At 38.2% G+C, this 24,561-nt stretch carries 27 protein-coding genes and 1 other annotated feature; of the genes, 25 read left to right on the forward strand and 2 right to left on the reverse strand.

All coding sequences use genetic code 11. The features are described from left to right. Positions 1-444: 444 nt before the first annotated feature. Entirely contained in the window at positions 445-1,242 is a 798-nt protein-coding gene (locus tag APS80_RS05780) for an alpha/beta fold hydrolase (RefSeq protein ID WP_059107333.1), read from the forward strand. A gap of 101 nt (positions 1,243-1,343) precedes the next feature. On the opposite strand, the gene pdxR is transcribed toward APS80_RS05780, so the two are convergent. Then, complete coding sequence (gene pdxR, locus APS80_RS05785) at positions 1,344-2,726, reverse strand: MocR-like pyridoxine biosynthesis transcription factor PdxR (RefSeq protein ID WP_059107334.1); 1,383 nt, start codon at positions 2,724-2,726, stop codon at positions 1,344-1,346. Between the two features lie 98 nt (positions 2,727-2,824). Between pdxR and pdxS the strand changes: the two genes are divergently transcribed. Together pdxS and pdxT are read left to right on the forward strand one after the other, a co-directional pair. After that, on the forward strand, positions 2,825-3,712 hold the full coding sequence (pdxS, locus tag APS80_RS05790) for a pyridoxal 5'-phosphate synthase lyase subunit PdxS (protein ID WP_059107335.1): 888 nt from the start codon (positions 2,825-2,827) through the stop codon (positions 3,710-3,712). A 1-nt stretch (position 3,713) separates the two neighbouring features. Beyond that, entirely contained in the window at positions 3,714-4,283 is a 570-nt protein-coding gene (gene pdxT / locus APS80_RS05795; protein WP_059107336.1) for a pyridoxal 5'-phosphate synthase glutaminase subunit PdxT, read from the forward strand. 147 nt (positions 4,284-4,430) lie between these two features. On the opposite strand, the gene APS80_RS05800 is transcribed toward pdxT, so the two are convergent. Beyond that, positions 4,431-5,642, reverse strand: coding sequence for a NupC/NupG family nucleoside CNT transporter (locus tag APS80_RS05800; protein WP_059107337.1), 1,212 nt, complete (start codon positions 5,640-5,642; stop codon positions 4,431-4,433). A gap of 157 nt (positions 5,643-5,799) precedes the next feature. On the opposite strand from APS80_RS05800, the gene APS80_RS05805 reads away from it, so the two are divergent. The 22 genes from APS80_RS05805 (at position 5,800) to APS80_RS05905 (ending at position 24,526) form a co-directional block, all read left to right on the forward strand. Then, a complete protein-coding gene (locus tag APS80_RS05805; protein WP_059107338.1) occupies positions 5,800-6,261 on the forward strand; it encodes a CtsR family transcriptional regulator in 462 nt (153 codons plus the stop codon). A gap of 17 nt (positions 6,262-6,278) precedes the next feature. Continuing rightward, positions 6,279-6,833, forward strand: coding sequence for a UvrB/UvrC motif-containing protein (locus APS80_RS05810; RefSeq protein WP_059107339.1), 555 nt, complete (start codon positions 6,279-6,281; stop codon positions 6,831-6,833). Beyond that, positions 6,823-7,833 (forward strand): protein arginine kinase, encoded by a 1,011-nt coding sequence (locus APS80_RS05815; RefSeq protein ID WP_059107340.1) that lies wholly within the window; start codon positions 6,823-6,825, stop codon positions 7,831-7,833. The genes APS80_RS05810 and APS80_RS05815 overlap by 11 nt, the downstream gene beginning before the upstream one ends. A gap of 11 nt (positions 7,834-7,844) precedes the next feature. Beyond that, on the forward strand, positions 7,845-10,307 hold the full coding sequence (locus tag APS80_RS05820) for an ATP-dependent Clp protease ATP-binding subunit (protein ID WP_059107341.1): 2,463 nt from the start codon (positions 7,845-7,847) through the stop codon (positions 10,305-10,307). A gap of 433 nt (positions 10,308-10,740) precedes the next feature. Continuing rightward, positions 10,741-12,117, forward strand: coding sequence for a DNA repair protein RadA (gene radA, locus APS80_RS05825; protein ID WP_059107342.1), 1,377 nt, complete (start codon positions 10,741-10,743; stop codon positions 12,115-12,117). Positions 12,118-12,345: 228 nt separating this feature from the next. Then, positions 12,346-13,401 carry a PIN/TRAM domain-containing protein gene (locus APS80_RS05830; RefSeq protein ID WP_059107343.1) on the forward strand — a complete coding sequence of 352 codons (1,056 nt, stop codon included), beginning with the start codon at positions 12,346-12,348 and terminating at the stop codon, positions 13,399-13,401. A gap of 263 nt (positions 13,402-13,664) precedes the next feature. Further along, the gene (gene gltX / locus APS80_RS05835) at positions 13,665-15,119 is read left to right on the forward strand and encodes a glutamate--tRNA ligase (protein WP_059107344.1); all 1,455 of its coding nucleotides are present in this window, start codon (positions 13,665-13,667) and stop codon (positions 15,117-15,119) included. Between the two features lie 307 nt (positions 15,120-15,426). Continuing rightward, positions 15,427-16,077, forward strand: coding sequence for a serine O-acetyltransferase (gene cysE, locus APS80_RS05840; RefSeq protein WP_083498179.1), 651 nt, complete (start codon positions 15,427-15,429; stop codon positions 16,075-16,077). Then, positions 16,061-17,464 carry a cysteine--tRNA ligase gene (gene cysS, locus APS80_RS05845; protein WP_059107345.1) on the forward strand — a complete coding sequence of 468 codons (1,404 nt, stop codon included), beginning with the start codon at positions 16,061-16,063 and terminating at the stop codon, positions 17,462-17,464. The genes cysE and cysS overlap by 17 nt, the downstream gene beginning before the upstream one ends. Beyond that, positions 17,464-17,850: a Mini-ribonuclease 3 gene (locus APS80_RS05850; RefSeq protein ID WP_059107346.1), complete on the forward strand. Its 387-nt coding sequence runs from the start codon at positions 17,464-17,466 to the stop codon at positions 17,848-17,850. Before cysS ends, APS80_RS05850 begins: the two co-directional genes overlap by 1 nt. An 8-nt stretch (positions 17,851-17,858) precedes the next feature. Beyond that, complete coding sequence (gene rlmB, locus APS80_RS05855; protein WP_059107347.1) at positions 17,859-18,605, forward strand: 23S rRNA (guanosine(2251)-2'-O)-methyltransferase RlmB; 747 nt, start codon at positions 17,859-17,861, stop codon at positions 18,603-18,605. After that, positions 18,605-19,132: an NYN domain-containing protein gene (locus tag APS80_RS05860; RefSeq protein ID WP_059107348.1), complete on the forward strand. Its 528-nt coding sequence runs from the start codon at positions 18,605-18,607 to the stop codon at positions 19,130-19,132. Before rlmB ends, APS80_RS05860 begins: the two co-directional genes overlap by 1 nt. Before the next feature lie 75 nt (positions 19,133-19,207). After that, the gene (locus APS80_RS05865; RefSeq protein WP_059107349.1) at positions 19,208-19,495 is read left to right on the forward strand and encodes a sigma factor; all 288 of its coding nucleotides are present in this window, start codon (positions 19,208-19,210) and stop codon (positions 19,493-19,495) included. 60 nt (positions 19,496-19,555) lie between these two features. Further along, complete coding sequence (locus tag APS80_RS05870) at positions 19,556-19,792, forward strand: sigma factor-like helix-turn-helix DNA-binding protein (protein WP_059107350.1); 237 nt, start codon at positions 19,556-19,558, stop codon at positions 19,790-19,792. Between the two features lie 100 nt (positions 19,793-19,892). Then, positions 19,893-20,054, forward strand: a complete 162-nt coding sequence (rpmG, locus tag APS80_RS10610; RefSeq protein WP_083498180.1) for a 50S ribosomal protein L33 — start codon at positions 19,893-19,895, stop codon at positions 20,052-20,054. A gap of 267 nt (positions 20,055-20,321) precedes the next feature. Beyond that, a complete protein-coding gene (gene secE, locus APS80_RS05875) occupies positions 20,322-20,501 on the forward strand; it encodes a preprotein translocase subunit SecE (protein ID WP_059107351.1) in 180 nt (59 codons plus the stop codon). A 14-nt stretch (positions 20,502-20,515) separates the two neighbouring features. Then, on the forward strand, positions 20,516-21,064 hold the full coding sequence (nusG, locus tag APS80_RS05880) for a transcription termination/antitermination protein NusG (protein WP_059107352.1): 549 nt from the start codon (positions 20,516-20,518) through the stop codon (positions 21,062-21,064). 171 nt (positions 21,065-21,235) lie between these two features. Then, a complete protein-coding gene (rplK, locus tag APS80_RS05885; RefSeq protein ID WP_059107353.1) occupies positions 21,236-21,658 on the forward strand; it encodes a 50S ribosomal protein L11 in 423 nt (140 codons plus the stop codon). Positions 21,659-21,859: 201 nt separating this feature from the next. Continuing rightward, positions 21,860-22,555: a 50S ribosomal protein L1 gene (gene rplA / locus APS80_RS05890; protein ID WP_059107354.1), complete on the forward strand. Its 696-nt coding sequence runs from the start codon at positions 21,860-21,862 to the stop codon at positions 22,553-22,555. Between the two features lie 87 nt (positions 22,556-22,642). After that, positions 22,643-22,789 (forward strand) — a sequence feature (ribosomal protein L10 leader region). 47 nt (positions 22,790-22,836) lie between these two features. Further along, positions 22,837-23,340, forward strand: coding sequence for a 50S ribosomal protein L10 (rplJ, locus tag APS80_RS05895; protein WP_059107355.1), 504 nt, complete (start codon positions 22,837-22,839; stop codon positions 23,338-23,340). A gap of 40 nt (positions 23,341-23,380) precedes the next feature. Continuing rightward, positions 23,381-23,746, forward strand: a complete 366-nt coding sequence (gene rplL, locus APS80_RS05900; protein WP_059107356.1) for a 50S ribosomal protein L7/L12 — start codon at positions 23,381-23,383, stop codon at positions 23,744-23,746. 171 nt (positions 23,747-23,917) lie between these two features. Continuing rightward, positions 23,918-24,526 carry a class I SAM-dependent methyltransferase gene (locus APS80_RS05905; protein WP_059107357.1) on the forward strand — a complete coding sequence of 203 codons (609 nt, stop codon included), beginning with the start codon at positions 23,918-23,920 and terminating at the stop codon, positions 24,524-24,526. The last annotated feature ends 35 nt before the right edge of the window (positions 24,527-24,561 follow it).

The raw sequence follows: 24,561 nt of genomic DNA on the forward strand, positions 1-24,561 counted from the left end.
TTGGCTCAACTAACTATTTCATTGCTAGACGCACTGAAATAGTGGATTTTCGCCTTCAGCTATTTGCCTCAGGAGTCTCAGGTAAAATACTTCTTTTCAATAAAACTTAATATGTAGACGTATAGAGACCTTTTCTTGATACACTGTAAAAGAAGAAATAATCGACTGTATATGGAGATAATAATCTACTTTCAATAAGTTTAAACAATAAATGATATAATAAAAACATAGTGGGATGATTTAACTATTATAGTACTGTAATATGTTATGTGTATAAAAATAGCATTAAAAATGATTTATATTTTGATTTAAAGATTATATTAAATTTATTGATTGTTTTAATAGTAATTATTTTAGGGTGAAAATAGTTCATAGTGGTTAGAGATATTTAAAAAATAATAGCAGCAAACGGTTCATATTGTTGCAAAAGGGGATAACTTTTATATGATAGAAAAAAGTATAAGGTCGACAGAAGGAAGCGTTTATTACTGGACAAATGATATAAATATATCAACAGAGGTTGCTATTGTTTTTTGCCATGGATTAACTGCAGATCATACGCTTTTCGATAAGCAAGTTCAATACTTAGCTCATGAATACAAATTGATAACGTGGGATTTGCCATTACATGGAAAATCGAGGCCCTATCGTAACTTTTCTTTTTCAAATGTAAATAAAGAATTATTAGCTATCTTTAAAAAGGAAAATATAAATAAAATCATATTTGTTGGTCAATCAGAGGGAGGATTTATAGCTCAATCTTTCGCTAATGATTTTAAAGACAAAGTCATAGGTTTTATAGGGATAGGCACTACCCCTCTTGGTAGAGATTATTATAAGAAGTCAGAACTGTTTTGGATTAAACACTTTTCTACTATTGCTAAATGTTATCCTTATAGATGTTATACTAAAACTGCCGCAAATGCTATTACAGTAACAGATGAAGCGAAGAAGAGCATGCTTAATTCACTGAATAAATTGGGGAAAAACGATATGTTACGAGCCGCTCGTGCAGTCTATGAAGAGTTTTTAAAAGTTAGAGATGAAGTACAGTTTGATTGCCCAGTCTTAATTACTTATGGAGAACATGATAAAACGGGATATATAAAGAAATATTGTCATCATTGGTCAAGTCAAACAGGGCATCCAATAAGGGTGATAAGTCATGCCTCTCATAATGCAAACTACGACAACTATAAAGACTTTAATGCAATACTGGTTTCCTTTGTCGAAACGCTATAAGTTATCTATTGCAAACAGTTGTGATTAACAATAAACAATGAAATGAAAACCAAAACAAATTCATAATAAAATCTATATTTGATTTCCACGTTTGAACTTAATCATTTCACCACTAAAGCTTGTATCAATGCTTCGGTATGTGCTTTTAACTCGGAAAAAGGTATGCCTCCAAATCCGAGAATAAATTTCGTTTCTGTTTCTTCCGCATCAAATGATTGAAATGGAATGATTTTGAGACTGAGCGCTTCTGCACGCTGTAGACATTCGTTAAGGGAGCGCCCGTTTGTAACGGTAAGTGTAAAATGCATACCTGTTAATGCTCCACGGATTTGTAGTTGATTTTTATATGGCTTCAAAGCTTCTAAGATAAAAGTGAGTTTAGAACGATAAAGTTTACGCATTTTATTTACATGACGTTCAAAGCCTCCAGATTTCATAAACTCTGCAATGATGTATTGTAAATGGACAGGTACGGTGTTCACTTCTTTATATTGTAATGATTCATAGATGGCTAGTAATCGTTCAGGCAGAATCATGTAAGCGACACGGCAGCTCGGAAACAGTGATTTTGAAAATGTGCTCATGTAAATCACTTTGCCACTTTGATCTAAACTTTGTAATGCAGAGATAGGCTTACCAAAGTATCTGAATTCTGAGTCATAATCATCTTCTATAATATAGCGTTCCTCTGACTGACGTGCCCAGTTAATCAATTGGGTGCGTTTTTTTAAGTTCATTACATAACCGGTTGGAAATTGATGAGATGGGGTTACATAGACGACATCGTGATGGGTTTCATGTAAATGATCCGTACATATACCATCCTCTTCTACCTCTAATTGTTCATATGGAATGTGCTTTTGGTCTAACACTTGTTTAATGGGAGGATAACTAGGATCTTCTATAATGAATTTTGGATGCTTGAGTAAGTCAGTTAGTAAATTAATTAATTGTTTTGTTGAAGAGCCGATAATTACTTGTGAAGTATGACAAGAGACGCCTCTACTATTGAAAACATAACGTGCTATTTGTTGGCGCAAGGTGTTTTCCCCCTTAGGATGACCTTGTAAGAGTAACTGAGATTGTTCAGTTTCAAAAACATCTCGAGCATATTTTCTAAATTGTTTTAAAGGGAAGTATTGAGTATCAATTTCTGAAAGATTGAAGCTATAGCGATAATCTTCATCTTCTTCTGTCGTTTCATTCGTCAAAGATGTATCACGAAATGCTTGAGCAGGTGTCGACTGATTTAATGTGGGCAGCGACTCGATATCAGATACATAGTAGCCTGAACGGAGTTTTGAATAGATATATCCCTCGTCTAATAAGTATTGATATGCGTGTTCAATCGTCGTATTGCTCGTAGATAAATGTTGTTGTAACGCGCGCTTGGATGGAAATTTATCACCTGATTGATATTGTCCTTCAATAATTTGCGCTTTAAGACGTTCATAAAGTTCAAGGTAGAGCGGTTGTTGTTTCATAAATCTGACCCCTTCATTTTTCTAAAATGTGTCCCTTTTTAACTATCAGTTTATCCCTTAAACTGTATTTAATCAATAAATAAAAGGGGTTTTGAAATATGACAAAAGTAACTGGTTCAGAACGTGTTAAAAGAGGCATGGCTGAAATGCAAAAAGGCGGCGTCATCATGGATGTTGTCAACGCTGAACAAGCTAAAATTGCGGAAGAAGCAGGTGCCGTGGCGGTCATGGCACTAGAACGTGTACCATCTGATATTCGCGCTGCAGGTGGCGTGGCACGTATGGCGAATCCTAAAATTGTAGAAGAAGTGATGAATGCAGTATCTATTCCTGTCATGGCGAAAGCTCGTATCGGTCACATCACTGAAGCACGTGTATTAGAAGCAATGGGTGTAGACTACATCGATGAATCAGAAGTGTTAACACCAGCAGATGAAACATTCCACTTATTAAAAGATCAATTTACAGTACCGTTTGTTTGTGGATGTCGTAATTTAGGTGAAGCTGCTCGACGTATTGGTGAAGGCGCTGCGATGTTAAGAACGAAAGGTGAGCCAGGTACAGGTAATATCGTGGAAGCGGTAAGACATATGCGCCAAGTGAATGCAGAGGTGCGTCGTCTTACAGTGATGAGCGATGATGAAATCATGACAGAGGCTAAAAACCTAGGTGCGCCATATCATGTTTTAAAATCAATCAAAGATGAAGGCCGTCTTCCTGTTGTGAACTTTGCGGCAGGTGGGGTTGCGACACCACAAGATGCTGCATTAATGATGGAACTTGGAGCAGATGGTGTGTTTGTGGGTTCAGGTATTTTTAAATCTGATGAACCTGAAAAATTTGCGAAAGCGATCGTACAAGCTACGACACACTATCAAGATTATGAGTTGATCGGTAAATTAGCTAAAGAATTGGGTACAGCAATGAAAGGTTTAGATATCAATCAATTATCTCTAGAAGAACGTATGCAAGAGCGTGGTTGGTAAGATGAAAATAGGCGTTTTAGCACTGCAAGGTGCAGTGAGAGAGCATATCAGACATATCGAACTGAGCGGACATGAAGGGGTTCCTGTTAAAAAAGTGAAACAACTTGATGATATCGATGGACTCATCATTCCAGGTGGCGAATCGACGACACTGAGACGTTTGATGAATTTGTATGGTTTTAAAGAGGCGCTTTCTGATTCAACATTACCGATGTTCGGTACGTGTGCAGGGTTAATTGTATTAGCGAAGGAGATAGTAGGAGAAGCAGGCTATTTATCTAAGCTAAATGTCACTGTTGAGCGTAATTCATTTGGTAGACAAGTGGATAGCTTTGAAGCGGAATTAGATATTAAAGGCATCGCAAGTGATATTGAGGGTGTATTTATTCGTGCACCACATATCACAGAAGCGCATGAAGGGACAACGGTCTTATCGACAGTTGAGGATAAGATTGTTGCAGTAGAACAAGCGCGTTATTTAGGTGTGTCATTCCATCCTGAACTGACCGATGATTATCGCGTGACTCAATATTTTATCGATCACATTGTAGCAAAATATAAAGAAGCTTAATTTACACAATAAAAAAGGCTAGGAGTGAGAAGACTCCTGGCCTTTTCATCTGTAAAAACAGATTAAACTTAATTGAATTAATAAAACATTCCAGAAGGTGGCACATGACATGCCAAACATCGGAAGGTTAATTGTAAAAGCTTTAGATTAAATGAAGATACCTGCAATCGCTGCAGAGATGAATGAAACAAGTGTTGCACCGAATAAGAGTTTGAGACCAAATCGAGCAACCATGTCACCTTTTTCATCATTTAATGATTTGATAGCACCTGAGATAATACCGATTGAACTGAAGTTTGCGAATGAAACTAAGAATACAGATACGACACCTTTTGCGTGTTCGCCGATGTCTTTCACTTTAGTTAAGCTTTCCATTGCGACAAATTCATTAGATAATAGTTTTGTAGCCATAACAGAGCCTGCTTGTACGGCATCTTCCCAAGGAATACCAATAAGGAAGGCAAATGGGGCAAAGACAAAACCGATTAATGTTTGGAAGTCCCAATTGATTGATCCTCCACTAAGGAATGTGAAGATTGCACTCACGATACCATTAAGTAATGCGATGATTGCAATATAACCAATTAACATTGCCCCTACGATAATCGCAACTTTGAATCCATCTAAGATATATTCTCCTAGCATTTCAAAGAAGGATTGTTTTTTAACTTCACTATCTTCAACGATGAGTTTATCATCTTCTTCATCAACTTTATATGGATTGATGATAGAAGCGATGATGAATCCACCGAATAAGTTTAAGACGACTGCTGTTACGACGTAACGTGGTTCTACGAGTGAGAAGTATGCCCCAATGATTGAAGCGGATACCGTTGACATGGCTGAAGCAGTTAATGTATAGAGACGTTGTTTAGATATGTATTTAAGCTCATTTTTCAATGAAATGAATACTTCTGATTGTCCTAAGATTGCTGCAGCTACGGCGTTGTAAGATTCGAGACGACCCATCCCATTAATTTTTGAAATGAGGAAGCCGAGTACGTTGATGATTAATGGTAAAATACGTGTGTATTGTAAAATACCGATTAATGCTGAGATAAAGACGATCGGTAATAAGACATTTAAGAAGAATGGTGGGTTACTTGGATCAATTTTGAAGCCACCGAATACGAAATTCACACCTTCTCCTGCCTTAGTGAGTAAGTAGTTAAATCCGTCTGAAATACCGCCAACAACTGTGATACCGAATTTAGTTTTGAGTAAAATAAACGCGAATACGAGTTGGATGAGTAATAGTAATCCGACATATTGCCAGCGGATTTTCTTGCGATCTGAGCTAAATAAATAAGCTAACGCTAAAAAGACGATAATACCAATGATACTGATAATTATGTGCATGTTTTCCACCCTTTTATTAAAGTTCTTTCCTTTCTATAATACAATAAATTTTTTCAACTAACTATCGATAATTTAAAATTTCCAAACATAATGGTTGAAAAAGGTCAAACTTGGTCATATAATATAGTCAAAGAAGGTCAAAAAGAAGGTGATGATGATGCACAATATGTCCGACATCATAGAACAGTACATTAAGCAATTATTTGAAGATACAGACGATGACGTTGTAGAAATTCAGCGTGCAAATATCGCACAACGTTTTGACTGTGTACCTTCCCAATTGAATTACGTGATTAAAACCAGATTCACCAACGAACATGGTTATGAAATTGAAAGTAAAAGAGGTGGCGGCGGTTATATCCGAATCACTAAAGTTGAAAATAAAGACACAAACGGTTATATTAATCGCCTACTCCAATTAATTGGTCCATCTATTTCTCAACAACAAGCGTACTACATCATAGACGGTTTACTTGAGAAAGACTATATTACAGAACGTGAAGCGAAAATGATTCACGCGATTGTAGATCGAGACACATTGAAATTGGATGTCATGTCACGCGACATTATTCGCGCTAACATTTTGAAGAAATTGCTTCCAGTAATTAACTATTATTAAAGAATGGGTGTTGCTTTATGCTATGTGAAAATTGTCATTTGAACGATGCAGAAGTTAAGGTTGTAGTTAAAGGACATGAAGGTGTCCAAGAAAAATGGTTATGCACAACTTGTGCGAACGGCGGCAACCCTTGGAATGAGAATCAACAAATTCCTTCACAAGATAACATCGAAGAATCGTTTGTTGTGAAACAAATCTTACAACACTTAGCAGCTAAACACGGCTTGAACATTGATAATTTAACAGTTAAAGAAGAAAAACGATGTCCAACATGTCAGATGACATTGAAAGATATCGCTAACGTCGGTAAGTTCGGTTGTGCTGATTGCTATGCAACATTTAAAGATGATATAACTGACATTGTAAAGCGTGTTCAAGGCGGACAATTTCAACACACAGGTAAAACACCTTATTCTTCACATAGAAAACTGGCAATCAAAAAACAAATTGAGGACAAAACAGCGTATTTAAATCAATTAATTGAAATACAAAACTTTGAAGAAGCGGCAGTTGTCAGAGATGAAATCAACGCGCTGAAAGCTGAAAGTGAGGGGAAACAGGATGGCGAATGAACATGACCATACAGACATGAACAGCTGGATGTACGAAGAAACTGAGAGCCCTGTTGTCATTTCTTCGAGAATCAGACTCGCTCGAAACTTACAAAACCATGTACATCCATTAATGTTCCCTTCAGAACAAGCTGGCTTTAGAGTGATCAATGAAGTTCAAGATGCTTTACCTGATCTAAAAGTGCAACGGTTAGATGACTTAGATCAGTTGAGCAAACATCAATTGGTCGCACAGCACTTGATTAGTCCAGAGCTATTACGCCAACCCGCCTCAGCAGTGCTCTTAAATGATGATCATTCTATTAGCGTCATGGTAAATGAAGAAGATCATGTGCGTATTCAAGCAATGAGTCATGATTTAGCGTTATTAAAGCTATTTGAAAAAGCTTCTTCAGTCGATGATCAACTTGACGAAGCGTTAGATATTAGCTTTGATGAAGATCTAGGCTATCTTACAACGTGTCCAACCAACATCGGTACAGGAATGCATGCAGGAGTGATGTTACACTTACCTGGCTTATCGATTATGAAACGCATGAATCGCATCGCACAAACGATCAATCGCTTTGGTTTTACCATTAGAGGCATTTACGGTGAAGGTTCGCAAGTCTTTGGTCATATTTATCAAGTATCGAACCAACTCACATTAGGTAAAACAGAGAGCGAAATCATTGAACGCTTAATTGAAATCGTACAACAAATCATCAATGAAGAGTTACAGTTAAGAGAACGCTTAGCCAGATATAATCACATTGAAACGATCGACCGGGTCTATCGTTCACTCGGTATTTTGCAAAATTGCCGATTGCTTTCGATGGAAGAGGCTTCATATCGATTGAGTGAAGTGAAATTAGGTATTGATCTTGGCTACATTGAATTAGAACATTTTGATTTTAACCAATTAATGGTGCAGATACAGTCACCATTTTTAATAGATGAAACAGATGATAAATCCGTAAGCGAACGCCGGGCAGACGTTTTAAGAGAACAGATAAAATAGGAGGTTACGCTATGCTATTTGGAAGATTGACAGAACGTGCGCAACGCGTATTAGCACATGCGCAAGAAGAAGCAATTCGCCTGAACCATTCTAATATTGGTACTGAGCACTTACTACTCGGTCTCATGAAAGAACCTGAAGGCATTGCTGCAAGAGTATTAGAATCATTCGATATTACTGAAGAAAAAGTAATTGAAGAAGTTGAAAAATTAATCGGCCACGGTCAAGAACAAATGGGCGTGCTACATTATACACCGAGAGCTAAGAAAGTCATTGAACTTTCTATGGATGAAGCACGTAAATTACACCACAACTTTGTGGGTACAGAACACATTTTACTCGGATTAATTAGAGAAAATGAAGGTGTGGCAGCACGCGTCTTCGCAAACTTAGACTTAAACATTACAAAAGCACGGGCACAAGTGGTCAAAGCATTAGGTAGTCCAGAAATGGGCAATAAAAATGCACAAGCAAATAAATCAAATAACACACCAACTTTAGATAGTCTTGCTAGAGACTTAACCGTGATTGCTAAAGATGGTACATTAGATCCTGTCATCGGTAGAGATAAAGAAATTACAAGAGTCATCGAAGTGTTAAGCCGTCGTACTAAAAACAACCCTGTACTCATCGGTGAACCAGGGGTAGGTAAAACAGCAATCGCTGAAGGTTTAGCACAAGCTATCGCAAACAATGAAGTACCTGAAACGCTTAAAGACAAACGCGTGATGTCATTAGATATGGGTACAGTTGTCGCTGGTACTAAATACCGCGGTGAATTTGAAGAACGCTTGAAAAAAGTAATGGATGAAATTCACCAAGCAGGTAACGTCATCTTATTCATCGATGAATTACACACATTAGTCGGTGCAGGTGGCGCAGAAGGTGCGATTGATGCATCTAACATCTTAAAACCTGCACTCGCACGCGGTGAATTACAATGTATTGGTGCCACAACATTAGATGAATATCGTAAAAACATCGAAAAAGATGCAGCGTTAGAACGTCGTTTCCAACCAATCCAAGTCGATGAACCTTCTGTTCAAGATACGATTGAAATCCTTAAAGGTTTACGTGATCGTTATGAAGCACATCACAGACTTAACATTTCTGATGAAGCATTAGAATCAGCTGTAAGACTCAGCAATCGCTACGTTTCAGATCGCTTCTTACCAGATAAAGCCATCGACTTAATTGATGAAGCAGGTTCAAAAGTACGCTTGAGAAGTCATACAACACCACCAAACTTAAAAGAAATCGAACAACAAATTGAACAAGTGAAACACGAAAAAGACGCTGCAGTGCATGCGCAAGAATTCGAAAATGCAGCAAACTTACGTGATAAACAAACCAAACTTGAAAAACAATTTGAAGAAGCCAACAATGATTGGAAAAACACCCAAAACGGTGACAATACGTCATTATCTGAAGAAGATATTGCCGAAGTCATCGCTGGATGGACAGGTATTCCACTCACTAAAATCAACGAAACAGAATCTGAACGTCTATTAAACTTAGAAGATACGTTACATGGTCGCGTAATTGGACAAGAAGATGCAGTTAATTCAATTAGTAAAGCCGTTAGACGTGCACGTGCTGGATTGAAAGATCCTAAACGTCCAATCGGTAGCTTTATCTTCTTAGGACCTACTGGTGTAGGTAAAACAGAACTCGCACGCGCATTAGCTGAATCTATGTTTGGCGAAGAAGATGCGATGATCCGTGTTGACATGAGTGAATTCATGGAAAAACATGCTGTGAGTCGTTTAGTCGGAGCCCCTCCAGGCTACGTAGGTCATGACGATGCAGGTCAATTAACTGAAAAAGTAAGACAAAAACCTTACTCAGTGATTTTATTTGATGAAATTGAAAAAGCACATCCTGATGTCTTTAACATTTTACTTCAAGTTTTAGATGATGGTCGTTTAACTGATACGAAAGGTCGTCAAGTCGACTTCCGTAACACAGTGATTATCATGACTTCTAACGTCGGTGCACAAGAACTTCAAGATCAACGCTTCGCTGGTTTCGGCGGTGCATCTGAAGGTCAAGATTACGAATCCATCCGTAAAACAATGATGAAAGAACTTAAAAATGCATTCCGTCCAGAATTCTTAAACCGTGTGGATGACATCATTGTATTCCACAGACTTTCTAAAGATGAATTGAAAGAAATTGTGACTATGATGGTGAACAAACTTACTGATCGTTTATCAGAACAAAATATTGAAATTAATGTCACTGAAGCGGCGAAAGCTAAAATTGCAGAAGAAGGTTATGATCCTGAGTACGGTGCAAGACCACTTGCAAGAGCCATCCAAAAAAATATCGAAGACAATTTGAGTGAGCTCATCTTAGCAGGTAACCAACTGGAAGGTAAAAATGTAGTTGTAGATCACGATGGTGACGAATTCAAATATGATATCCGAGAAAAAGAAGAATCTCAACAAAAAGAAGAAGCAACTGAATCATAATTCGTGTGATCAACACGTGTAAATCATTGCGTTCAAAGCATGTGGTGCCAATGTCTATCTCAATAACGATAGAGGTTGGCACCTTTTTATTATGTTTTCGTTGTGATACAGTACATACGAACTAAGGATCAGTATCTGTATCACAATAAATCTATTAATTTTGATTGATTTCAACTGAGATATCACGTATGATTTTACAATAATATACGAATTGTATAAGTTACTTATGAGGCCTTTAATAGAAAGGTTCAAACATGAGATACATTGAATTATAAAAGTGATATTTAATTCATGTATCATATTTATGAGGGAGAATGTTCATATTCTATTCAAAAGTAAAGTGACAATCTATGTACGCTCTTGGGTTAAAGTTGTTTTTAATAATTCAGAAGTTTAAAATAGATTTGTTCAAAATGAAAGTGGGGGTGTCCTCTTGGCCAAGAAGAAAGTGATATACGAATGTATGGCCTGTGGCTACCAGTCGCCTAAATGGATGGGAAAATGTCCAAACTGTGGTGCTTGGAACCAAATGGACGAGATTGTAGAGCAAAAAGAAACCAGTCCAAAACATGGTGTACGTAGCCAGACACACAATGCGAAAGTTCAAAAATTAAATGATGTTAAACAAGAACAGACGCCGCGCATTAAAAGTTCATCCGAAGAATTTAACCGTGTGTTGGGCGGCGGAATTGTTAAGGGATCGCTCGTACTCATTGGTGGTGATCCAGGTATTGGGAAATCAACACTGCTCCTTCAAATGTGTGCAGCGTTATCGAAAGCATACTCTGTCCTCTATGTCACAGGGGAAGAATCACTTAACCAAACTAAATTGAGAGCAGAGCGACTTGAAGAAGATTCAAGCGCGCTGAATGTTTTTGCAGAAACAGACTTAGAAGTGATTCACGAAACCGTAAGACAACTCAAACCAGATATGATTGTCGTGGACTCTATTCAAACGATTTATCATCCTGACATTAGCTCCGCGCCTGGTTCTGTTTCCCAAGTCCGTGAAAGTACCCAAAGCTTGATGAATATCGCAAAACAAATGAATATCGCGACATTTATCGTTGGTCACGTGACAAAAGAAGGTCAAATTGCAGGGCCTAGATTATTAGAACACATGGTAGATACCGTGCTATATTTCGAAGGGGACGAACACCATGCGTATCGTATCTTGAGAGCAGTCAAAAACCGGTTTGGTTCTACGAATGAAATGGGTATCTTCGAGATGAAACAGAGTGGTTTGAAAGGCGTTAAAAACCCGTCTGAAATGTTCTTAGAAGAACGTTCTACCAATGTACCAGGCTCGACCATCGTCGCGACGATGGAAGGTACTCGGCCGTTATTAGTTGAAGTACAAGCCCTTGTCACACCAACCACATTTAATAATCCAAGAAGGATGGCGACAGGAATTGATTACAACCGACTCAATTTATTAATGGCCGTACTAGAGAAGAAAGAAAACTACTTATTACAACAACAAGATGCCTACATTAAAGTCGCTGGTGGTGTTAGATTGACTGAACCTGCAGTAGACTTGAGTGTCATTGTATCGACAGCGTCTAGCTTCCAAGATAAACCGGTTAATGGTTTAGATTGTTATGTTGGTGAAGTGGGCTTAACCGGTGAAGTGCGTCGCGTCTCTCGTATAGAACAGCGCGTACAAGAAGCGGCTAAACTCGGCTTTGAACGTATTATTATTCCACAAACCAATATCGGTGGTTGGGAATTCCCTGAAAATATTCAAGTGATTGGCGTATCGAATGTGAGCGAGGCGCTTGCCTGTGCATTTAAACAACGTCAGCACTAAAGGCTTATACCTGTGAACTCGCTACTAACGTGAGACAGGTGAGAAAGAATAAATACTTTAGTTGAATGTTTGAAAAATGATCAGGATGACCAGTGAGTCATTCATTGCCCTTATTTTAAAAATGATTGGACAATCAACCTACCTCAGTAGTCCGTGATAAGGGCATGATGCAATGCATCCATAGTTATAAGTATAGAGAGAACAACTTATTAGAAAGGGGGCAAGCATGTGAAGATCGCCAAGTTTGTAGTGGTATTATGCTACGTCGTATTAGGTGCGAGCCTCGGCGTATATTTAATACCGACATTTATTAACGATGTAGGTCTAGGAGAATTCGATTTATTCCATAACAGTTATTTTAATGCGGTCATCGGTATACTGTTATTTTTCTTAATCTTTGGTTGGTTTATCAACCGATTATCTGGCGCATTGAAAGAAATGGAACAAGTCATTATGAGACGTAGTGCGATAGAAATCTTATTTGCGACCGTTGGATTAATCATCGGTTTACTGATTTCTGTGATGATTTCATTTATTTTCCAACTCATCGGAAATACTGTACTGAATCATTTTGTACCCGTCATTATAACGATTTTACTCGGTTATTTAGGTTTTCAACTCGGCTTGAGAAAGCGTGACGAAATGTTACTGTTTCTTCCGGAAAAAATTGCAAGAACGGTTTCAATCAGCTCACGAAATGCGGTGCCTAAATTGATAGATACGAGTGCGATTATCGACGGGCGAATCGTCGATGTGATCAAATGTGGTTTTATTGATGGTGAAATCCTCATTCCACAAGGTGTGATTAATGAATTACAAGTCGTGGCAGATGCGAACGATAGTGTGAAACGTGAGAAAGGGCAGCGTGGCTTAGACATATTAAACGAATTATATGATTCCGACCATCCGACCCGCATTATTGCACCTACCAAATCACATAGTGACATTGATGGGATGTTAATTAAATTAGCGAAACACTACCGAGGACATATCATTACGACGGATTTTAATTTAAATAAAGTGTGTCACGTCCAAGGGATTCAAGTATTGAATGTTAACGATTTATCAGAAGCCATCAAGCCCATGGTACACCAAGGTGATCAATTTGAACTGCTGTTAACGAAGGCAGGTAAAGAAGATGGCCAAGCGGTAGGTTATCTCGATGATGGTACGATGATCGTGGTAGACAATGCGAAACGCTATATTGGCAGTCATGTTAATCTTGAAGTAGTGAGCCTATTACAAACCTCTTCAGGGCGTATTATTTTCGCTAAGTTAATCTAACATATGAACAAGATAGACCGTTTATGTGCCGGTGGAATTTAAGCACAACGGTTATCAAGACGCATGTGAAAATGCTACAATGAGTACGTTAATGTCTCGTGATTCAATCTTAGATTCATGCGTGATATTGTCAGCATGATCTTTAAAGTATTAGGACAGTCATAGATTGATGCAGAGATAGCAATTAAATTTAAAATTTTACGAGAAAACGCACGAAGATATCATTAAAAACGTGTAGATTCTAAAAAACAGGAGTGAACGTAATGAGTGATCGCGTGAGAGTAAGATATGCACCAAGCCCAACTGGCTATTTGCATATTGGGAATGCACGAACAGCATTATTCAACTATTTATTTGCAAAACATTATGACGGAGATTTCGTCGTACGTATCGAGGACACAGATACAAACCGTAACTTAGAAGATGGGGAATCTTCTCAATTTGATAACTTGAAATGGTTAGGCATGGATTGGGACGAATCTGTAGATAAAGATAAAGGTTATGGCCCTTATCGCCAATCTGAACGTGCTGATATTTACAACCCAATTATTCAACAACTATTGGATGAAGATAAAGCGTATAAATGCTATATGACTGAAGAAGAATTAGAAGAAGAACGTGAAGCACAAAAAGCACGTGGAGAAATGCCACGTTACGGTGGTCAACATGCACACTTAACTGAAGAACAACGTCAACAGTTCGAAGCAGAAGGCCGCAAACCTGCGATTCGCTTCAGAGTGCCTAAAGACGTCACATATACGTTTGACGATATGGTTAAAGGTGAAATTTCATTTGATTCAAATAATATCGGAGACTGGGTCATCGTGAAGAAAAACGGCATCCCAACTTACAATTTCGCGGTTGCAATCGACGATCATTACATGGAAATCACTGATGTCATCCGTGGTGATGACCACGTTTCTAATACACCTAAACAATTAATGATCTATGAAGCGATGGGCTGGGAACCACCACGTTTTGGTCATATGTCACTCATTGTGAATGAAGAACACAAAAAACTAAGTAAACGTGATGCACAAATCTTACAATTCATTGAAGATTACCGCGACCTAGGTTACCTCCCTGAAGCATTATTCAACTTTATCGCATTATTAGGTTGGTCTCCTGAAGGTGAAGATGAAATCTTCTCTAAAGAAGAATTTATTAAAATCTTTGATGAAAAACGCTTATCTAAATCACCAGCATTCTTCGATAAACGTAAACTTGAATGGGTTAACAACCAATACATGAAACAAAAAGATACAGAAACGGTATTCCAACTCGCTTTACCACACATGATTAAAGCGAACTTACTCCCTGAAAATCCGTCAGAAGAAGACTTGGATTGGGGTCGTAAACTTGTTGCGTTATATCAAAAAGAAATGAGTTATGCTGGAGAAATCGTACCGCTTTCTGAATTATTCTTCCGTGATGAACAAACACTTGGGGAAGAAGAACAAGAAGTACTTAATGGTGAACAAGTACCTGAACTTATGTCACATCTTTACGGCAAATTAGAAAGTTTAGAACCGTTTGAAGCGGCTGATATTAAAAAAACAATCAAAGAAGTACAAAAAGAAACTGGTATTAAAGGGAAACAACTCTTCATGCCAATTCGTGTAGCTGTCACAGGCCAAATGCATGGACCTGAATTACCAAATACGATGGAAGTATTAGGTAAAGACAAAGTGCTCACACGCTTAAAACAATACGTGTAAAATAACACGATAAAACGCTTGAAATTTATTATAGATGGCCCTATGATAAAAGTGAAGTCCATAAAGGATTAGTAAGTATATGGATGTGTACAGAGAGTATGCGGTTGCTGGAAGCATATCACTGACATTTACCGAATGCGCCTTTATGTAGTTGAGTTAAATATCGTAAATGAGCGTACGCATACAACCTATTTTTGATACGAATGGGATATCAAACTGATAGAGTTGCGTAAATATCAAGAGTGGAACCGTGCAAAGCACCTCTAACCTAGGTTAGAGGTGCTTTTTTACTAGGAGGGGGATAGCCTTGTTTAAGGTAATTAAACGAATTAAAGATGATGTGAATATGGTTTTCGAGCAAGATCCGGCTGCGCGTACAACATTTGAAGTGATTACGTCTTACGCAGGTTTGCACGCGGTTTGGAGTCATTTAATCGCACACTGGTTTTTTAAGAAAAAGAAATTTGTCACTGCAAGATTGATTTCACAGATTTCACGCTTTTTTACAGGTATTGAAATTCATCCTGGTGCGCAAATAGGTAGACGCCTATTTATCGACCATGGCATGGGGGTCATTATCGGTGAAACATGTACGATCGGCGATAACGTTACTATCTACCAAGGTGTGACACTTGGTGGTACGGGTAAAGAAAAGGGGAAACGCCATCCAGACATTGGTGATAATGTGCTCATTTCAGCAGGCGCAAAAGTACTAGGCAATATTAAAGTGAATTCTAACGTTAATATCGGCGCAAATTCAGTGGTATTGCGTTCAGTACCGAGTTATTCAACAGTTGTCGGTATACCTGGACATATTGTTAAACAAGATGGTCGACGCATCGGTAAATCATTTGACCATCGCAATTTACCAGATCCAATCTACGAACAATTAAAACAACTCGAAAGACAATTGGAGAAAACAAGAAATGGAGAGATTCAAGATGATTACATTATATAACACCCTCACACGACAGAAAGAAGCATTTAAACCGATTGAACCAGGTAAGGTTAAAATGTATGTCTGTGGGCCTACGGTATACAACTACATTCATATCGGTAACGCGAGACCAGCGATCAACTATGATGTAGTCAGAAGATACTTCGAATACCGTGGTTATGAAGTAGAATATGTCTCTAACTTCACGGACGTAGATGATAAATTGATCAATCGTTCTAAAGAGTTAAATGAACCTGTTCCCGATATTGCGGATCGTTATATTGAAGCATTTTATGAGGACGTCGGTGCACTCAATGTGAAGAAAGCGACATCTAATCCGAGAGTCATGGATCATATGGATCACATTATTCAATTCATTAAAGACTTAGTCGATGAAGGTTACGCATATGAAAGCGGCGGCGACGTTTACTTCAGAACACGTCAATTTAAAGATTACGGTAAATTAAGTCAGCAATCGATCGATGACCTTAAAGTAGGTGCTCGAATCGAGTCTGGTGAACACAAAGAAGATGCGCTTGATTTTACACTATGGAAAAAAGCGAAACCAGATGAAATCAGTTGGGAAAGTCCGTTTGGTCGTGGGCGTCCAGGATGGCATATCGAGTGCTCAGTGATGGCCTATCACGAATTAGGTCCAACGATTGATATTCACGCGGGTGGTAGCGACCTTCAATTTCCACACCATGAAAATGAAATCGCACAGTCTGAAGCCCATAACCACGCACAATTTGCGAATTACTGGATGCACAATGGCTTCATCAATATCGATAATGAAAAAATGAGTAAATCGCTAGGTAACTTCGTCCTTGTACACGATATTATTAAAGAAGTAGATCCAGACGTCTTACGTTTCTTTATGATTAGCGTGCACTATCGCAGCCCAATCAACTACAATTTAGAACTTGTAGATGCGGCGAAAAGTGGTTTAGAACGTATTAGAAATAGTTATAAAGCACTCGAAGAACGCGCAGCCATTGCAACAAGTATTGAGGATCAAGATGGTTATATTGATGAAATCAATGACATCCTCACACGTTTTGAAACCGTGATGGATGACGATTTCAACACAGCGAATGCCATCACAGCATGGTATGATTTAGCTAAGTTAGCGAATAAATACTTGTTAGAACAAACGACTTCTACGAAAGTGATTGAACGCTTTATTGAAGTGAACCAAATATTCAGCGACGTGTTAGGTGTACCGCTCATAGGTAAAGAACAAGATGTGTTGTTAGACGAAGAGGTTGAAGCATTGATTGAAGAACGTAACGAAGCGAGAAAAAATAAAGATTATGCGCGCGCAGATGAAATCCGTGATCAATTGAAAGCACAAGATATTATTTTAGAAGATACGCCTCAAGGTGTGCGCTTTAAACGAGGCAAATAATGAATATCAAATTGCTCAATCCATTAACGTTAGCTTATATGGGCGATGCAGTACTAGATCAGCATGTTCGTGAATACATCGTATTGAAACTGCAAAGCAAACCTCATCGTTTACATGAAGTAGCGAAACGATATGTCTCTGCTAAAAGCCAATCACAAACACTCGACTTACTCATGTCAGAGGACTGGTTCACAGATGAAGAGATTGATATTGTTCGTCGTGGTCGCAATGCAAAAAGTTATACAAAAGCGAAAAACACAGATATTCAAACCTATCGAAAAAGTTCTGGTCTGGAAGCGATTCTAGGTTTTCTTTATTTAGATCATCGACGTGACCGATTAGCAGAGCTCCTAGATGCTATTATAGAAATTGTAAATGAAAGGTAGTGATCATAATGGATGAAGTCGTGATTGTCGGTCGACATGCAGTAAAGGAAGCTATCACGACCGGCCATACAATTAATAAAATTTTGATTCAGGACGGCGTCAAAAAGCAACGACTGAATGAAATTTTAAAAAAAGCAAAATCAGAAAAAATCATTGTTCAATCAGTACCGAAATCTAAATTGGATCAACTCTCTGATTCACCACACCAAGGGGTAGCAGCATACATTTCTCCTTACGAATATGCGGACTTAGACGCATTTCTTGAATCACAAGCAGAACAAGATGGCTTGTCTACGATTATCTTGCTCGATGGGTTAGAAGATCCACACAACTTAGGGTCTATTCTTAGAACAGCTGATGCAAGTGGCGTAGATGGTGTCATTATCCCTAAACGACGTTCTGTGGCACTCACACAGACAGTGGCTAAAGCGTCAACAGGTGCGATTCAACACGTACCAGTGATGCGTGTGACGAATTTAGCGCAGACGATTGAGACACTGAAAGATCATGGTTATTGGGTCGTTGGAACTGAAGCGGAAAATGCGACCGATTATCGTGAGATGGATGCAGAGATGCCACTAGTTATCGTAATCGGTAGTGAAGGCCAAGGTATGAGCCGACTTGTGAAAGATAAATGCGACTTTTATATTAAAATTCCGATGGTGGGCCATGTAAACAGCTTAAACGCTTCTGTAGCCGCAAGCTTAATGATGTATGAAGTATATCGCAAACGCCATCAGCTTGGTGATCAATAATGAAGGATCGTTATTTGATTATCGATGGCTACAATATGATTGGCCATTCACCAGAGTTGAGCAAACTTGCCAAAGAGAATTTAGAAGAAGCGAGAGAACAATTATTAACTGAAATTGCGAACTATAATGCGGCAGTGATTGATGAAGTAGTGTGCGTCTTTGATGCCTATGATCAATCGAGTACCGAACATGAGCAAATGTATCACGGCGTTAAAACGGTATTCACTAAAGAAAAGGAAACAGCTGACAGTTATATCGAACGCTTAGTTTATGATCTATATGATAAACACACACGTCATATTACCGTAGTGACCAGTGATATGAGTGAACAACACGCGATCTTTGGTGCGGGTGCATACCGTTTATCGTCACGAGAAATGTGGCGGGATATGAAAGAGAATGAACGCTCTGTATCTAAAGCGATGAAAGGTTTTGATGAACAGAAACCACGCACACGTATCCCGTTATCTAGTGACATTCTTCATGAATTTGAAAAAATAAGACGTGGCAATCAGAAGAACGACTAAAAGTGTGGTATTGATTTTTAACAACTAATCTCCGTATGATGTCCCTACTTTTAATGTACTGAAAGGGAGACATCTATGGCACAATCTTTAGAACATACTTCGGATACAAAAACGGTCTCTACAGCTTCGCGTAATGCACTATTGGATCAGATTCTCCCCATTGTTGAACCTATGATTAAGCAGCGGCTGAATCACTATGTGATCAATGCGAATGATCGTGAGGATGTGTATCAAGATATCATGTTGAAGATGATTAAAATGGCAGATCATTTTCAATTAGATCAATCAACGCCACTCGAGCATTATGTAAATAAAATGATTAAATCAGTGAAGTGTGACTATGTGAGAAGAAAGGTTGCATAGCAAAAAAGGCAGCAACTTCTCATCAATGAGTATATTGTAGATTATCGCACAAGATGCACGATGAAACCGTTAGAACGTCAACTTGAATTACAAGAATTACAACAGTTATTTTCACACTTAGGCGCTTTAAGTCAGATTGAACGCAATGTTGTTGAATGTTTGCTTAACGATTATAAGCCGAGGGAAATTGCAGCCCAGACCGCACTCAGTGATAAGACCGTTTATAATGCAATCCAGCGCAGCAAATTGAAACTCCAAAAATCAATGAAAAACTATATCTCAGAACGAGATGCTTAACCGGTCATCAAGTGCATGAATAAGCGTAAGAAAAGGATGTGCACCGGGTAGGCCGTTTGACAAGCAAGGTATTTTTTATGTATAGTATACTGGTATTAAAATGAGTAAGGTGAGAAATGTGAAAAAAGTACCACTTAATTGTGAAATATGCGGTAATCGTAACTATCACGTACCTAAAAGACAAAATGCAACAGAGAGATTAACGCTAAAGAAATTTTGTCCGAGATGCAATACTCATACGCTACATAAAGAATCTAAATAGAAACTGAGTAGTGAGCCTCAATCTATCTTTAATGATATAGAATCACGATGAAGCAGGTGCTTGGTTAGCAACTTTAAAGCTTGAGTTGACTAGGTTCTAGTATTCTCATCTTCTAGCTACTTAGAGACTGAGCTTGTTCTTAATATGTAGCCCATTTCATTTAGATTGATTTCAATACATTTGTGCGTCAAATGTTTCACAGTAGAATGTAGTGTTGCTAATTCATGGCGAAGCGAGATTATTGTTATAAAGATGGAGGTCGTAATTATGGCTAAAAAAGAAAATTTCTTTAAAGGCGTTAAGTCTGAAATGGAGAAAACAAGTTGGCCAACGAAGGAAGAGTTATTTAAATACACAGTTATTGTTGTATCTACTGTAATCTTCTTCTTAGTATTCTTCTATGCTATCGATTTAGGCATTGATGGAATTATTCAATTATTTAAATAGTGAGGAGTGACGACATGTCTGGAGAAGTTGGCGAAAAGCGCTGGTACGCAGTGCACACTTATTCTGGTTATGAGAATAAAGTGAAAAAGAATTTGGAAAAACGTGTTGAGTCTATGAACATGACTGAAGAAATCTTTAGAGTAGTAATACCTGAAGAAGAAGAAACGCAAGTCAAAGATGGCAAAGCGAAAACTTTAACTAAGAAAACATTCCCAGGCTATGTCTTAGTTGAATTGGTTATGACTGACCAGTCATGGTATGTCGTGAGAAATACACCCGGCGTAACAGGATTTGTTGGTTCAGCTGGTGCAGGTTCAAAACCGAACCCATTATTACCAGAGGAAGCACGCTTTATCTTGAAACAAATGGGCATGAAAGAAAAAACGATCGATGTTGAAATCGAAGTCGGTGATCAAGTCCGCATCAAAGCAGGTCCATTTATGAATCAAGTGGGCGAAGTGCAAGAAGTTGAAGCGGAAAAATTCAAACTCACAGTGCTCGTTGACATGTTCGGTCGTGAAACACCAGTCGAAGTTGAATTTGACCAAGTTGAAAAACTTTAATTGCAACAGTGATTAAAAAATCAAAAATCACCTGTTGCTTTTTAGTGAATTAAAATGTTATAATACTGTGGTCGCGCTTAATGAGGCGCTCCATTTCGTCACGAAATGTTTAGAGTGGGAGGGCAAAACTCAGTCCTGTGACCACATCACGATATCAAGGAGGTGCACATCGTGGCTAAAAAAGTAGAAAAAGTAGTTAAATTACAAATCCCTGCAGGTAAAGCAAACCCAGCACCACCAGTTGGTCCAGCATTAGGTCAAGCAGGTGTTAACATCATGGCTTTCTGTAAGGAATTCAACGCACGTACGCAAGAGGATGCAGGTTTAATCATCCCAGTAGAAATCAGTGTATTTGAAGACCGTTCATTTACATTCGAAACTAAAACTCCACCTGCTCCAGTACTACTTAAAAAAGCAGCTGGCATTGAAAAAGGTTCAGGTGAACCTAACAAAAACAAAGTTGCTAGTGTAACAAAAGATCAAGTACGTGAAATTGCTAACACTAAAATGAAAGACTTAAACGCAGCTGACGAAGAAGCAGCTATGCGTATTGTCGAAGGTACAGCCCGCAGCATGGGTATTACTGTTGAATAATTAAAATTTGAAAATGAAATCAGATATACGATTAACAAGCAGATGACAGAAGTGACAAACAGGATGGATAGATCGGTTGTCAAAGTGTAAGGAACGCATAACAACGTATATAACTTACTCACTCTGTTATCTGCTTCTAACTTGTGAAGGCAAGTAACGTGGGAGGAAATTCCGCTAAAACCACTAAAGGAGGAACATGAAATGGCTAAAAGAAGTAAAAAGTTTCAAGAAGTTGCTGCTAAAGTAGATCGTCAAAAACATTACAGCGTCGAAGAAGCAATTGAATTAGCTAAAGAAACAAACATTGCAAATTTCGATGCTTCTGTTGAAGTTGCTTTCCGTTTAGGTATCGATACACGTAAAAACGATCAACAAATTCGTGGCGCTGTAGTATTACCAAACGGTACAGGTAAATCTCAACGCGTATTAGTATTCGCTAAAGGTGATAAAGCATCAGAAGCTGAAGCAGCTGGTGCTGACTACGTAGGTGAATCTGAATATGTATCTAAAATCCAACAAGGTTGGTTCGACTTCGACGTTGTTGTTGCAACACCAGACATGATGGGCGAAGTTGGTAAATTAGGTCGCGTATTAGGACCTAAAGGTTTAATGCCAAACCCTAAAACTGGCACAGTAACAATGGACGTTACAAAAGCGATCGAAGAAATCAAAGCAGGTAAAGTCGAATACCGTGCTGAAAAAGCTGGTATTGTACATGCTTCTATCGGTAAAGCTTCATTCGATACTGATAAATTAGTAGAAAACTTCAGAGCTTTACAAGATGTATTAACTAAAGCAAAACCTTCTGCAGCGAAAGGTACTTACTTCAAATCAGCGACCGTTACAACTACAATGGGTCCTGGTATCAAAGTTGATACTTCAAGCTTTAAATTATAATAATAACTGACAACAAATGACAGGCTAAAAGAATTTACTTTTAGCCTGTAAGCTTTATTGACATATGTAATCAAAACAGTTATATTAATTATTGTGATTATTTTACCTAAGACAGTAGGAGTTAGAAATAACTTAAAAGCTTAGATCCTACCGAGGCTAAAATTGACTTGAACGTGATTAAAAATGTTTCAAGCACTTTTTGCCGTGGGTAGAAAGTGCTTTTTTTAATGGGCAGAACGCTCATGATAAAAGCACCAAAAATTTTAAATGGAGGTGTCTAAATGTCTGCAATCATTGAAGCTAAAAAACAACATATTGACGAAATTGCTGAACAACTTAAAAATTCAGTTTCAACAGTTATTGTTGACTACCGTGGTTTAACAGTAGAAGAAGTGACTGAATTACGTTCACAATTGCGTGAAGCTGGCGTAGAATACAAAGTTTACAAAAACACAATGGTACGTCGCGCAGCTGAAAAAGCAGGAATCGAAGGCATTGAAGAATTCTTAGTAGGACCTACTGCCATCGCTACTTCAACAGACGACGTTGTAGCACCAGCGAAAGTTATCGCAGGTTTTGCTAAAGAACACGAAGCTTTAGAAGTTAAAACAGGCGTTATGGACGGCGAAGTTATTTCAGCTGAACAAGTTAACACAGTTGGATCTTTACCATCACACGACGGTCTTGTATCAATGCTACTTTCAGTATTACAAGCTCCAGTCCGCAACTTCGCTTATGCAGTTAAAGCAGTTGGAGAACAAAGAGATGAAGAAAGCGCTGAATAATCGCGCATAAAAATTTAAATTAAATTGGAGGAAAACAATAATGGCTAATCAAGAACAAATCATTGAAGCAATTAAAGAAATGTCAGTATTAGAATTAAACGACTTAGTTAAAGCAATTGAAGAAGAATTTGGTGTAACTGCAGCAGCTCCAGTAGCAGCAGGTGCAGCAGGCGGCGGAGATGCTGCTGAAGAAAAATCTGAATTTGATGTTGAATTAACTTCAGCTGGATCTTCTAAAATCAAAGTTGTTAAAGCAGTTAAAGAAGCAACTGGCTTAGGCTTGAAAGATGCTAAAGAATTAGTAGATAACGCTCCTAAAGTTGTTAAAGAAGGCTTACCTAAAGAAGAAGCTGAACAACTTAAAGAACAATTAGAAGAAGCTGGCGCAACTATCGAATTAAAATAATGCGAGCAGCATAACTTATTAAATATAATTTTATAAGTTAGGTTAATGCCCACATTGGCCTATGATTCTTTGAGAAGTGAAAACCCCGTTATTCAGATAACGGGGTTTTGTGTTGTTCTTCAACTATCGCAGTAACAGCTATCTAAGTATAATGTGAAATGAGGTAGGGTCATGAGTCATTATTATGATGAACAACCTGATGTAGCAAGTGATATACAAACATTTGATTATCACTATGATGATCAATCCATTACATTACAAACAGACGCAGGCGTATTTTCAAAAGGCAAAATCGACTTCGGCTCTGACTTATTAGTGCGGACATTTTTAAAGCAAAATCCACCGGGCCCAGTTAAAACGATTGCCGACGTAGGTTGCGGTTATGGCCCCATCGGTTTAATGATTGCTAAAATGGAACCACATAATCATGTCGATATGCTAGACGTGAATTTACGTGCATTAAAATTAGCACGCCACAACGCAAAATCAAATCGTATCGACAATGTATCAATCATTGAAAGTGATGGTTTCGACCAAGTTGACGATCAACAATATGACTATGTGCTTACGAATCCGCCAATTCGTGCCGGTAAAGAGACCGTGCATCGCATCTTTGAGGAAGCACATCACCATTTGAAACAAAATGGAGTACTTTACGTCGTGATACAGAAAAAACAAGGTATGCCTTCAGCAAAAGAAAAAATGCGCGCGTTATTTGATAATGTAGAAGTATTAGAGAAGAGCAAAGGCTATTATATATTGAGAAGCTCAAAAGGTTGATTTAGCAGACCTATTCTGATATAGTAATAGAATGT

Source organism: Staphylococcus auricularis, assembly GCF_001500315.1.
Classification (GTDB): Bacteria; Bacillota; Bacilli; order Staphylococcales; family Staphylococcaceae; genus Staphylococcus; species Staphylococcus auricularis.

Coding starts and splice junctions, on each gene's coding strand:
- rlmB (WP_059107347.1), top strand. CDS start 17,859: ATGGATGAAGTCGTGATTGTCGGTCGACATGCAGTAAAGGAAGCTATC.
- pdxR (WP_059107334.1), bottom strand. CDS start 2,726: ATGAAACAACAACCGCTCTACCTTGAACTTTATGAACGTCTTAAAGCG.
- APS80_RS05860 (WP_059107348.1), top strand. CDS start 18,605: ATGAAGGATCGTTATTTGATTATCGATGGCTACAATATGATTGGCCAT.
- APS80_RS05800 (WP_059107337.1), bottom strand. CDS start 5,642: ATGCACATAATTATCAGTATCATTGGTATTATCGTCTTTTTAGCGTTA.
- nusG (WP_059107352.1), top strand. CDS start 20,516: ATGTCTGGAGAAGTTGGCGAAAAGCGCTGGTACGCAGTGCACACTTAT.
- APS80_RS05805 (WP_059107338.1), top strand. CDS start 5,800: ATGCACAATATGTCCGACATCATAGAACAGTACATTAAGCAATTATTT.
- rplL (WP_059107356.1), top strand. CDS start 23,381: ATGGCTAATCAAGAACAAATCATTGAAGCAATTAAAGAAATGTCAGTA.
- secE (WP_059107351.1), top strand. CDS start 20,322: ATGGCTAAAAAAGAAAATTTCTTTAAAGGCGTTAAGTCTGAAATGGAG.
- APS80_RS05850 (WP_059107346.1), top strand. CDS start 17,464: ATGAATATCAAATTGCTCAATCCATTAACGTTAGCTTATATGGGCGAT.
- rplJ (WP_059107355.1), top strand. CDS start 22,837: ATGTCTGCAATCATTGAAGCTAAAAAACAACATATTGACGAAATTGCT.
- APS80_RS05865 (WP_059107349.1), top strand. CDS start 19,208: ATGGCACAATCTTTAGAACATACTTCGGATACAAAAACGGTCTCTACA.
- APS80_RS05905 (WP_059107357.1), top strand. CDS start 23,918: ATGAGTCATTATTATGATGAACAACCTGATGTAGCAAGTGATATACAA.
- rplA (WP_059107354.1), top strand. CDS start 21,860: ATGGCTAAAAGAAGTAAAAAGTTTCAAGAAGTTGCTGCTAAAGTAGAT.
- pdxS (WP_059107335.1), top strand. CDS start 2,825: ATGACAAAAGTAACTGGTTCAGAACGTGTTAAAAGAGGCATGGCTGAA.
- APS80_RS05810 (WP_059107339.1), top strand. CDS start 6,279: ATGCTATGTGAAAATTGTCATTTGAACGATGCAGAAGTTAAGGTTGTA.
- APS80_RS05870 (WP_059107350.1), top strand. CDS start 19,556: ATGAAACCGTTAGAACGTCAACTTGAATTACAAGAATTACAACAGTTA.
- rpmG (WP_083498180.1), top strand. CDS start 19,893: ATGAGTAAGGTGAGAAATGTGAAAAAAGTACCACTTAATTGTGAAATA.
- pdxT (WP_059107336.1), top strand. CDS start 3,714: ATGAAAATAGGCGTTTTAGCACTGCAAGGTGCAGTGAGAGAGCATATC.
- gltX (WP_059107344.1), top strand. CDS start 13,665: ATGAGTGATCGCGTGAGAGTAAGATATGCACCAAGCCCAACTGGCTAT.
- APS80_RS05780 (WP_059107333.1), top strand. CDS start 445: ATGATAGAAAAAAGTATAAGGTCGACAGAAGGAAGCGTTTATTACTGG.
- cysS (WP_059107345.1), top strand. CDS start 16,061: ATGATTACATTATATAACACCCTCACACGACAGAAAGAAGCATTTAAA.
- APS80_RS05820 (WP_059107341.1), top strand. CDS start 7,845: ATGCTATTTGGAAGATTGACAGAACGTGCGCAACGCGTATTAGCACAT.
- APS80_RS05815 (WP_059107340.1), top strand. CDS start 6,823: ATGGCGAATGAACATGACCATACAGACATGAACAGCTGGATGTACGAA.